Below are 11,035 nucleotides of genomic sequence, written 5' to 3'. Positions count from 1 at the left end.
GATGAGCGACATGCAGACCTATGAGGGCGGCTGCCAGTGCGGGGCGGTGCGCTACAAGGCGACGGCGAGCCTGGATCAGTTGATCGAATGCAACTGCTCGCGCTGCGGAAAGATCGGGTCGGTCCTGACCTTCACCACGCCTGACAATTTCGAACTGCTGGCGGGCGAGGACGCCCAGACCAAGTATCATTTCAACAGTGGCTCCATCGACCATCTGTTCTGCGCAACCTGCGGCGTGGAATCATTCGCCCGGGGGCGGACGCCAGACGGTAAGTCGATGATCGCCCTGAATGTCCGTTGCTTCGACGGCGTCGAAGCCAAGGATCTCAAGCCGACCCTGGTGGACGGCAGGAACTTCTAGTCAGCCGCCGATCCAGCGACAATTGGACGTGGTAGTGCGGATTTGGCTCTACATTCGGCTTTCCTTCGTCCCTGATTACCCTGCAAGGCTTGCTTTCCAAGCCGTTTGCGCCTATTTCGCGCGCCATCACACACGCAGACGTTCGGTACCCGCGGGTAAAACCCCGCTGGCTCCGTTCCGGTCCCAGGCTGAGTTCGTTGGTTTGGGGTTTGTCTGCGGAGGCGTAACCGGAAGAAGGACAATATCTTATGGCGCTTCCCGAATTCTCTATGCGTTCGCTGCTCGAAGCTGGCGCGCACTTCGGTCACCAGACCCACCGCTGGAACCCGAAGATGGACCGCTACATCTTCGGCTCGCGGTCGAACATCCACATCATCGACCTGTCGCAATCGATCCCGCTGCTTCACCAGGCTCTGGTGAAGGTGCGTGAAGTCGCCGCCTCGGGCGGCCGCGTGCTGTTCGTCGGCACCAAGCGTCAGGCCTCCGATCCGGTCGCCACGGCGGCCAAGCGCTGCGCTCAGTACTACGTCAACCACCGCTGGCTCGGCGGCACCCTGACGAACTGGCGCACCGTCTCCGGTTCGATCGCGCGTCTGCGCGAACTCGAAGGCATGCTCGACACCCCGGGCAGCCGTTCGAAGAAGGAACTGCTGCAGCTGACGCGCGAACGCGACAAGCTGGAGCTGTCGCTGGGCGGCATCAAGGACATGGGCGGCATTCCCGACATCATGTTCGTGATCGACACCAACAAGGAAGCCATCGCGATCCTTGAAGCCCGCAAGCTGAACATCCCGGTCGTCGCCATCCTCGACACCAACTGCGACCCGGACGGCATCACCTACCCGATCCCGGGCAACGATGACGCCGCCCGCGCTCTGCAGCTGTACTGCGACCTGATCGCCGACGCCGTTCTGGACGGCCTGGCCGCTGGCCAAGCCGCTTCGGGCGTCGATCTGGGCGCCTCGGTGGCTCCGGTTGAGCCGGCCCTGGCCCGCGAACTGACCCCGGAAGCTCCGGCCGCCGCCGCGGTTGAGGCTCCGGCCGCTGCTCAAGAAGCGACCGCTGAAGCGAACGAAGCCGTCGCTGAAGAGCCGGCCGCCAGCTAAACGTTTCGGCCGCTCCGTTCGCGGGGCGGCCGTCCGAAATCTGACATGCGACCGGGCTAGATCAGCCCGGTCGTCAACTTTTTGAATCTGGAGATTTCTCATGGCTGAGATCACCGCCGCGCTCGTCAAGGAGCTGCGCGAAAAGTCCGGCGTCGGCATGATGGACTGCAAGAAGGCGCTGACGGAAAACAACGGCGACATCGACGCGTCCATCGACTGGCTGCGCGCCAAGGGCCTGTCCAAGGCCGCCAAGAAGGCCGACCGCGCCGCCGCTGAAGGTCTGGTCGCCATCGCCGCCAAGGAAAATGGCGCTGGTGAGACCGCGACCGTCGTCGAAGTGAACGCCGAGACCGACTTCGTCGCCCGCAACGACCTGTTCCAGGGCGCTGCTCGCCAGATCGCTACGGCGGCCCTGGGCACCGACGGCTCGATCGACGCCATCACCAGCGCCAAGCTGGCTGGCGGCGAGACGGTTCAGGACCACCTGACCAACCTGATCGCCACGATCGGCGAAAACATGATGGTGCGCCGCGCCGCCCTGTTCTCGGTCGAGAACGGCGTCGTCGCCTCGTACATCCACAACGCTGTCGCGCCGGACCTCGGCCGTATCGGCGTGCTGGTCGCCCTGGACTCGACGGCTGGCGACAAGGCCGCCCTGCGTGAACTGGGCCGCAAGATCGCCATGCACGTGGCCGCCACCGCCCCGCTGTCGCTGTCGCCGGAAGACCTCGACCCGGCCGCCATCGAGCGTGAAAAGGCCGTCTTCACCGAGCAGGCGCTGGAATCGGGCAAGCCCGCCGGCGTCGTCGAGAAGATGATCGAAGGCCGTATCCGCAAGTTCCTGGAAGAAGTCGTGCTCGTGAAGCAGGCCTTCGTCATGAACCCGGATCAGACCATCGAGCAGCTGCTGGCCGAAACCGGCAAGACGCTCGGCGCTCCGGTGTCGATCAAGGCCTTCACCCGTCTCGCCCTGGGCGAAGGCGTGGAAAAGAAGACCGAGGACTTCGCCGCGGAAGTGGCGGCCGTCAGCGGCCAGGGCTAACCACCCTCTAAAGAACACCCTATCAAGGGCGCGGCGCGTTCGACGCGCGCCGCGCCCTTGTCTATGTTGCGTACACGAGTCGATGAGAGCCGCCCGATGACCCTTCCGACGCCGCGATATCGCAAGATCCTCCTGAAGGTCTCCGGTGAAGTGCTGATGGGCGACAGCCCGTACGGCATAGACACCGACACGGTCGAAGCGGTCGCCCAGGACATCGCCGAGATCGTCGGCCACGGCATCGAGCTGAGCCTGGTGATCGGCGGCGGCAATATCTTCCGCGGCCTGGCTGGCGCGGCCAAGGGCATGGAGCGCGCGAGCGCCGACTACATGGGCATGCTGGCCACCGTCATGAACGCCCTGGCCATGCAGGATGCGCTGGAGCGCGTCGGCGTCCAGACCCGCGTGCAGTCGGCCATTCCCATGGACACCATCTGCGAGCCCTACATCCGTCGTCGCGCCCAGCGGCACCTGGAAAAGGGCCGTGTCGTGATCTTCGCCGCGGGCGTCGGCGCGCCGTTCTTCACGACCGACACCGGCGCCGCCCTTCGCGCGGCGGAAATGGGCGTCGACGCCCTGTTCAAGGGCACCAGCGTGGACGGCGTCTATACCGCCGACCCCAAGAAGGACCCGACGGCCAAGCGCTACGACCGCCTGAGCCACCAAGAGGTGCTGGCCAAGGATCTTCGCGTCATGGACGCCTCGGCGATCAGCCTGATGCGCGACAGCGCCATTCCGATCGTCGTCTTCTCCATCAAGGGGCGCGGCAATCTGCTCAGCGTCCTGACCGGCGATGGCGTGCATACGACTATCGCCTGAACTGACTGAACCAAGCCAAGCAAGAGAGAGCCGAACATGGCCGCAGCCGAAAAGCCCGTTCTGTCGAAGTACAAGGACCGCATGGACAAAGCGGTCGGCCAACTCAAGGAAGAGTTCGCTTCCCTGCGCACCGGCCGCGCCACGGCCGGCCTGCTGGACCAGGTGATGGTCGAAGCCTACGGCTCGATGACCCCGCTGAACCAGGTGGCCAACGTCACGGTGCCCGAGCCGCGCTCGCTCAGCGTCAGCGTCTGGGACCGCGGCATGGTGGTTTCGGTCGAGAAAGCTATTCGCTCGTCGGGTCTGGGCTTCAACCCCGTGGTCGATGGCCAGAACCTGCGCATTCCGATCCCGCCGCTGACCGAGGAACGCCGCAAGGACCTGGCCAAGATGGCCGGCAAGTACGCCGAACAGCAGAAGATCGCCGTCCGCAACGTACGCCGCGACGCCAATGACGACCTGAAGAAGGCCGAGAAGGACGCGGTCATCAGCCAGGACGAACTGAAGCGCATGGAGACCGAGATCCAGAAGTTCACCGACGAGTCGGTGAAGCGGATCGACGAGACCTTGAAAACCAAAGAACAAGAGATCATGCAGGTTTGAGGTCGTCTCAGGTCGGGGACGAGAAGGAAGCCGCATGACGCCGATGTCCGGCCAGCAGAGCGATGCGCGACCGGCGGAAGCCGGGGCCGCGCCCCTGCACGTGGCCATCATCATGGATGGGAATGGCCGCTGGGCGAAAAGCCGCGGCCTGCCGCGCACCTTCGGTCACCGCGAGGGGGTGAAGGCTCTTAAGCGCACCGTCGAGGGCGCCGCCGCCCTTGGCGTCGGCCGCCTGACCGTCTTTGGCTTTTCCACCGAGAACTGGCGCCGCCCGGCGGCGGAAGTCTCCGAGTTGATGGGCTTGCTGAAAAGCTACGTCTCCAGCGACCTGGACCGGCTGGCCAAGGAGGGGGTTCGCATCACCATCCTGGGGCGTCGCGAAGGCTTGTCGCCCGACGTGCGTGAAGTGATCGAACGGGCCGAACGCCGCACCGCCGACAACACCGCCTTTCACCTGCAGGTGGCGTTCAACTATGGCGGCCAGGCCGACATCGTCGACGCCGCCCGCAAGTTCGCCCAGGCCGTGGCCGATGGTCTGGCCAAGGCTTCCGATCTGGACGAGGCGCTGTTCGAGCGCTCGCTGTCCACCGCCGACGCCCCGCCGCCGGACCTTATCGTGCGCACCAGCGGTGAGCAGAGGCTGTCCAATTTCCTGCTTTGGGAAAGCGCTTACGCCGAGCTGATCTTCCAGGACGTCCTGTGGCCCGACTACGGCCCGGACCACCTGAAGGCCGCGATCGCGGAGTTCTCCACCCGCGAGCGCCGATACGGCGGAGCCATGGTCGATGACGTCCTCGCCGCAGGCTAGACGCTTCGATTGGAGCAATCTTGGCGTTCGCGCCATCTCGGCCACGGTTCTCATCCCCGCGGTCGTCGCCGCTGTGTGGCTGGGCGGCTGGCCCTTCGTGATCATGCTGACCCTCGCCGTGGGCCTGCTGGCCCGCGAGTGGGGCTTCATGACGGCTCCCAAGTCGCCTTACCTGTTGATGGTGATCATCGGCCTCGCCGTGATGTTCGGCGTGGTTGTCGCTCAGTTCGGTCATTATCGTCTGGCCTGGCTCGCCGCCGTTCTGGGCGCCATCGCCGCGGGCATGGCCGCGCGCGGCGCTGTGGAGCGACGGGCGGACGCCGCCTATGGTGTAGTCTATCTTGCCCCGGCCTTCATCGCCCTGGTCTGGCTGCGCGCCATGGACCACGGGATTGGCTGGACGCTGATGGTGTTCATTGTCGCCTGGTCGGCTGACATCTTCGCGTTCCTGGCCGGAAATGCGTTCAAGGGGCCCAAGCTGTGGCCGCGCATCTCGCCCAACAAGACCTGGTCAGGCTTCTTCGGCGGACTCGCCGCCGCCATCGTGGCCGGCATTCTGGTCAATATCGTCGCGCGCCTGGGGATGACCTGGCCCCTGGCGGCCCTGGCCGGCTTTGCGGGCGGGCTCGCGACCATGGCCGGAGACCTTTGGGAATCCTTCCTCAAGCGCCGGTTTGGCGTAAAGGACTCCGGCGACCTGATCCCTGGACATGGCGGTTTGCTGGACCGGGTGGACGGCCTGCTCTTCGCCGTGGTCGCCGTGGCGGCCATCCGCCTGATCGTCCACTACGGATGGGCCTTTTGAGCACGCCCCGCAAAGTGGTGGTGCTTGGCTCCACCGGTTCGGTGGGGGTCTCCACCCTGGATCTTCTCGACAAGTCGGGGGCGCAGGTCGAGATCCTGGCCCTGACGGCCGGCGGCAATGTCGAAAAGCTGGCGCAGCAGGCTCTGCGCTGGCGGCCTCAACTGGCGGTGATCGCTGACGAGGCGTGCCTGCCCTTGCTACGCGAGCGTCTGGCGGGTTCTGGAATCGCGTCCGCGGCGGGGCGTCAGGCGGTGATTGACGCGGCCGGAATGGGCGCCGACTGGGTGATGTCGGCCATCGTCGGATCGGCCGGCCTGGCGCCGACCTGGGCGGCGGCGAAGTCGGGGGCCGTCGTGGCCCTGGCCAACAAGGAAAGCCTGGTCTGCGTCGGCCCGGCGCTTCTGGAGACCGCCAAGGCGGCTGGCGGCGTGGTGATTCCGGTCGATTCCGAGCATTCAGCCATCTTCCAGGTGCTGCAGCCGGCCTGTGCGGACAAGGTTTCGCGCCTGATCCTAACGGCCTCCGGCGGGCCTTTCCGCAGCGCCAGTCTGGCGGTCATGCGGGCGGCGACGCCAGCCCAGGCGGTCGCTCATCCAAATTGGTCGATGGGCGCCAAGATTTCGATCGATTCAGCGACCATGATGAACAAAGGCCTCGAAATGATCGAGGCGTCGTACCTGTTCGCCATGCCGCCGGAGCGGATCGACGTCTTGATACATCCACAGTCCGTGATCCACAGCATGGTCGAATATGCCGACGGCTCGACCCTGGCGCAGATGGGCGTGCCCGACATGCGGCCGCCGATCGCCTGCGCCTTCGCCTGGCCGGACCGATTGGACTGGCCGGCTCCCAAGCTGGATTTGGCCAAACTAGGGCAACTGACCTTCGAGGCTCCGGACGAGGCGCGTTTTCCCGCCTTGGCCATCGCGCGCCAGGCGCTGCGGGCGGGGCAGGGGGCCACGACAGCCATGAATGCGGCCAACGAGGCCGCCGTCGCCGCTTTCCTTGACCACAGGATCGGGTTTCTCGATATTGCCGCCGCCGTGACCGAGACCGTCGAACGTCTCGATCGCGACGGGGAATTGATCGCGGGGGCGAGCAGCGACGTGCTGGAGAACGCGATGACGATCGACCGACGCGCGCGCCAAAGGGCGAGTGAGGTCATCGACCATCTGCGCGTCCTGGCGGACGGTTAGGGAGACCCCATGCTCGGCTTCGCACAGACTGCGCTGACTTACATCATTCCGTTCCTGTTCGTGCTGACCCTGGTGGTCACCGTGCATGAGCTGGGTCACTTCCTGGTGGCCAAGTGGTTCGGTGTCGCCATCGACCGCTTCGCCATCGGCTTCGGTAAGCCGATCTTCCAGCGTGTGGATCGTTCTGGCGTCGAGTGGCGCATTGGCTGGATTCCGCTCGGCGGCTATGTGCGCTTCTCGGGCGACGACAACGCGGCCAGCGTGCCGGATCAGGACGACCTGGATCACCTGCGCACCGCCATCGTCCGTCACGAAGGGCCGCAAGCCCTTGGAAAATATTATCATTTCAAGCCGCTCTGGCAGCGCGCCTGCATCGCGGCGGCGGGCCCGATGGCCAATTTCCTGCTGGCCATCTTCCTGTTCGCCCTCCTGCTGGGCACGGTCGGCGAGGTCACGCATCCCGCCAAGGTCACGGGCGTGGCCCCTGGCGGCGCGGCTGCCGCCGCGGGTTTCCTGCCCGGCGACGTGGTCACCAAGACCGACGGCCGCACGATCCGCAGCTTCGAGGACCTGGAGCGGTACGTCATCGTCCGAGCCAACGTGCCGATCCAGTTCGAGATCGAACGGGGCGGCCGCACCATCGACCTGACAGCCAAGCCGGCTCTGGTTCGCGATGTCGACCCGACCGGCGGCACCCAGGAAGTCGGCCGTCTTGGCATCAGCAGCCAGGTGACCGCCGCCGACGTGGTGCGCACGCGCTACAATCCGGCTGAGGCCGTTGTGGTGGGCGCACGCAAGACCTGGGAGGTGCTGGACACCACCGTCTACTATCTGGGTCGTCTGGTTACGGGCCAGGTTTCAGCCGAGCAGCTGGGCGGCCCCATCCGCATCGCCCAGGCTTCGGGCGCGGTGGCGCAGGCCGGCGCCGAGGGCGCGCCCGATTTCGGCTTCATGCTGCTGGGCGCTTTCGTGTCGCTTCTGGGTCTGGCGGCGGTGCTGTCGGTGAGCATCGGGTTCATGAACCTGCTGCCGATTCCCGTTCTCGATGGCGGCCATCTGCTGTTCTACGCCTATGAGGCGGTCGCCCGACGTCCCTTGGGGGCCAAGGTGCAGGCGGCCGGTTATCGCGTAGGCCTTGCGCTGCTGCTCGGATTCATGTTGTTCGCGACGTGGAACGATTTGCAGCGCTTGCGAGTGTTCCACTTCCTCGGCGGCTTGCTCTCCTGAGCGCCCGCCCACCGGTCATGGCTTATCCAATGAAGAATTCCCGCGTTCGTCGCGCCGCGCTTTTTTCCGGCTTCGCGCTCCTTCTGGGCTCGACCGCAATGACGGCGCCGACGACGGTCATGGCCCAGGTGCAGCAGACCGGCGTGGTCCAGCGCATCGTGGTGCAGGGCAACGAACGGATCGAGCAGGGGACGGTGATCTCCTACCTGCCCATCCAGATCGGCGACACCGTCGATCCGGCCCGACTCGACCTTGCGGTGAAGACGCTGTTCCGCACCGACCTGTTCGCCGACGTCGCCATGCAGATGCAGGGGACCGACCTCGTCATCCAGGTCGTCGAGAACCCGATCATCAATCAGGTCGTGTTCGAAGGGAACTCGGCCATGAAGGAAGACAAGCTGCGCGATGAGGTGACCATTCGCCCGCGCGGCATCTTCACCCGCGCCAAGGTCCAGCAGGACGTTCAGCGGATCATCGAACTCTACCGCCGCTCGGGCCGCATCTCGGCGACCGTGACGCCCAAGGTCGTCGAACTGCCGCAAAAGCGCGTCGATCTGGTCTTCGAAATCAACGAAGGCCCCAAAAGCGGCGTTCTGAACGTCAACTTCATCGGCAACCGGGAGTACTCGGACAACGACCTGCGCGATGTCGTGGTCACCGAGGAAAGCCGCCTGCTGAAGTTCTTCTCGTCGAACAACAACTACGACCCGGACCGGATCGAGTACGACAAGGAGCAGCTGCGCAAGCACTACCGCAACCGCGGCTTCTATGATTTCCGCGTCGTGTCGGCGGTGGCCGAGCTGTCGCCGGACAAGAACGGCTTCGTGATCACCTACACGATCGACGAAGGCAAAGAGTACAAGTTCGGCAAGATCACGGTCGATACCGAGAACAAGAAGCTGGACGGCCAGATCCTGGCGGCGATCCTGCCGATCCGTTCGGGTGAGCTTTATGAAGACCAGCGTATCGAGCAGGCCACGGACTCGCTGACCTTCGCCGCCGGCGCCGCGGGCTTCGCCTTCGTCGATGTGCGTCCGCGCTACACGCCGAACCGCGAAAACCAGACCGTCGATGTGACCTTCCTGGTCCGCGAAGGACCGCGCGTCTACATCGACCGCATCGACATCGTCGGCAACACCCGGACCCTGGACACCGTCGTCCGCCGCGAGATGAACGTGGCCGAGGGCGACGCCTACAACCGCGTGCTGGTCGATCGTTCGCGCAATCAGATCCGCGCCCTTGGCTTCTTCAAGGACGTGACCATCGACGAACAACCCAGCGCCCAGCCGGACCGCACCACCCTGCGCGTGCAGGTCGAGGAGCAGCCCACCGGCGAACTGTCCTTCAGCGCGGGCTACAGCTCGGTGGAAAAGGCGGTCATCGACCTGGGCATCACCGAGCGGAACTTCCGCGGTCGTGGCCAGAACATGCGTGGTCGCGTCTCGATCGGTTCGCTGCGCCAGCAGGTGGACCTGGGCTTTACCGAGCCGCGCTTCATGGGCCGCGACCTGCGGGCCGGTATCGATCTGTTCTCGTTCCGCTACGACCTGAGCGAATTCGCCGCCTATGACACCAGCTCGGTCGGCGGCACGGTTCGCGTGGGCTTCCCGCTGACCCAGAACGCATCGATGACGATGCGCTATCAGCTGAAGACCGACGACGTCATGATCGGCGACGAGTACTGCGCCACCTCATCGATCATTTGCCGTCAGCGCGGTTCCTACATCACTTCGCTGTTCGGCTACGGCTTGCGGATGGATCAACGGAACGATCCGATCAATCCGACGCGCGGCTTCTACGCCGACTTCACCCAGGATTTGGCTGGGTTCGGCGGCGACGTGAACTATCTGAAGACCGAAATGGGCGGCGGCTGGTTCTACGGCTTCAACAAGGACTTCATCCTCAGCGCCGTCGGCACCGCCGGCTATATCGAAGGCTGGGGCGGCGACAGCATCCGGATCAACGAACGCTTCTATAAGGGCGGCAATACCTTCCGCGGTTTCGAGATCGCGGGCGTCGGTCCGCGCGACACCTCCCTTAATGACGACGCCCTGGGCGGCAAGATCTACGCCATCGGCACGGTGGAGCTGACCATTCCGACCTATCTGCCAGAGCAATATGGCATCAAGGCCTCGCTGTTCACCGACTTTGGCACCGTCGGCATGCTCGACGACGACGACAAGCAGTCGCAGCCCGGCCTGTTCGATCCGCTGATCCGAGATGATCTCTCTTTGCGGGCCACCGCGGGCGTCAGCATCCACTGGCGTTCGCCGATGGGACCCATCCGTTTCGACTTCAGCCGAATTTTGGCCAAAGAAGACTACGATAGGACCGAGACATTCCGGTTCTCCACCTCCACAAGGTTCTAAACCCCATGACCCTCCGCAACATCGTCGCGACCGCCTCCGGCGTCGTCGCCGGCCTCGCCCTCGCGTCGAGCGCGCTGGCTCAAGCCCAGGCCCCCGCCGCTGTGCCGGCTGCTCCGGCCATGACCCACGGCGCCGCCGTTCCCGGCATGTGCCTGTTCTCCAGCGCCGCCGTGGTCGGCAACTCGGCCGTCGGCAAGGCCGTGAACACCCGGCTGCAGCAGATCGCCACCCAGGTGAACTCCGAGCTGACGACCGAGCGCACCGCGCTTGAGACCGAAGCCAAGACGCTGGAAACTCAGCGGGCCACGCTCGACCAGAACACCCTGGAACAGCGCGCCGCCGCCTTGCAGGTGAAAGCCAACGCCTTCGAGCGTAAGGCGCAGCTGCGTCAACGCGAAGTCGCCGCCACCGAGCAAAAGGCGCTGAACCGCGTCGCTCAGGAAATGAACCCGATTGTGCGTCAGGTTTATCAGGCGCGTCAGTGCTCGGTGCTGATCGACCAAAATGCGGTGCTGGTTGGCAATCCGGCTATGTCGATCAACGATCAGGTCGTCACTGGCCTGAACGCCAAGATCCAGACCTTCGCTTTCGACCGCGAACGTCTGGACCAGCCGGCTCCCGCCGCCCAAACTACGCCTCCCGCGCGTAGGTGAGTCTCGCCCGCGCCGCGGCGCGGGATATGACGAGACGGATCGAGAACAG

At 65.0% G+C, this 11,035-nt stretch carries 11 protein-coding genes; all 11 read left to right on the top strand.

Features of this window, described 5'->3' with window-relative positions; translation table 11 throughout:
* Window position 1 precedes the first annotated feature (1 nt).
* The 11 genes from O5K31_RS09810 to O5K31_RS09760 all read left to right on the top strand — a co-directional run bounded on the left by O5K31_RS09810 (window position 2) and on the right by O5K31_RS09760 (window position 10,986).
* A complete protein-coding gene (locus O5K31_RS09810; protein WP_269713424.1) occupies window positions 2–361 on the top strand; it encodes a GFA family protein in 360 nt (119 codons plus the stop codon).
* A 248-nt stretch (window positions 362–609) separates the two neighbouring features.
* Window positions 610–1,467, top strand: coding sequence for a 30S ribosomal protein S2 (rpsB, locus tag O5K31_RS09805; protein ID WP_269713423.1), 858 nt, complete (start codon window positions 610–612; stop codon window positions 1,465–1,467).
* Window positions 1,468–1,567: 100 nt separating this feature from the next.
* On the top strand, window positions 1,568–2,509 hold the full coding sequence (gene tsf / locus O5K31_RS09800) for a translation elongation factor Ts (protein WP_269713422.1): 942 nt from the start codon (window positions 1,568–1,570) through the stop codon (window positions 2,507–2,509).
* A gap of 96 nt (window positions 2,510–2,605) precedes the next feature.
* Window positions 2,606–3,325, top strand: coding sequence for a UMP kinase (gene pyrH / locus O5K31_RS09795; RefSeq protein WP_269713421.1), 720 nt, complete (start codon window positions 2,606–2,608; stop codon window positions 3,323–3,325).
* Between the two features lie 36 nt (window positions 3,326–3,361).
* Window positions 3,362–3,928, top strand: a complete 567-nt coding sequence (frr, locus tag O5K31_RS09790) for a ribosome recycling factor (RefSeq protein WP_269713420.1) — start codon at window positions 3,362–3,364, stop codon at window positions 3,926–3,928.
* 34 nt (window positions 3,929–3,962) lie between these two features.
* Window positions 3,963–4,736 carry a polyprenyl diphosphate synthase gene (gene uppS, locus O5K31_RS09785; RefSeq protein ID WP_269713419.1) on the top strand — a complete coding sequence of 258 codons (774 nt, stop codon included), beginning with the start codon at window positions 3,963–3,965 and terminating at the stop codon, window positions 4,734–4,736.
* Window positions 4,714–5,541 (top strand): phosphatidate cytidylyltransferase, encoded by an 828-nt coding sequence (locus tag O5K31_RS09780; protein WP_269713418.1) that lies wholly within the window; start codon window positions 4,714–4,716, stop codon window positions 5,539–5,541. Before uppS ends, O5K31_RS09780 begins: the two co-directional genes overlap by 23 nt.
* Window positions 5,529–6,737, top strand: a complete 1,209-nt coding sequence (gene dxr / locus O5K31_RS09775) for a 1-deoxy-D-xylulose-5-phosphate reductoisomerase (protein ID WP_269713417.1) — start codon at window positions 5,529–5,531, stop codon at window positions 6,735–6,737. Before O5K31_RS09780 ends, dxr begins: the two co-directional genes overlap by 13 nt.
* 9 nt (window positions 6,738–6,746) lie before the next feature.
* A complete protein-coding gene (locus O5K31_RS09770; RefSeq protein WP_269713416.1) occupies window positions 6,747–7,964 on the top strand; it encodes a M50 family metallopeptidase in 1,218 nt (405 codons plus the stop codon).
* Window positions 7,965–7,993: 29 nt separating this feature from the next.
* Window positions 7,994–10,333, top strand: coding sequence for an outer membrane protein assembly factor BamA (gene bamA / locus O5K31_RS09765; protein ID WP_269713415.1), 2,340 nt, complete (start codon window positions 7,994–7,996; stop codon window positions 10,331–10,333).
* Window positions 10,334–10,338: 5 nt separating this feature from the next.
* Entirely contained in the window at window positions 10,339–10,986 is a 648-nt protein-coding gene (locus O5K31_RS09760) for an OmpH family outer membrane protein (protein ID WP_269713414.1), read from the top strand.
* Window positions 10,987–11,035 lie beyond the last annotated feature (49 nt).

This window comes from Caulobacter sp. NIBR2454, assembly GCF_027474405.1.
GTDB lineage: Bacteria > Pseudomonadota > Alphaproteobacteria > Caulobacterales > Caulobacteraceae > Caulobacter.
Note: the sequence above shows the minus strand (reverse complement) of the source record. Positions and strands in the feature narration are given on the sequence as shown.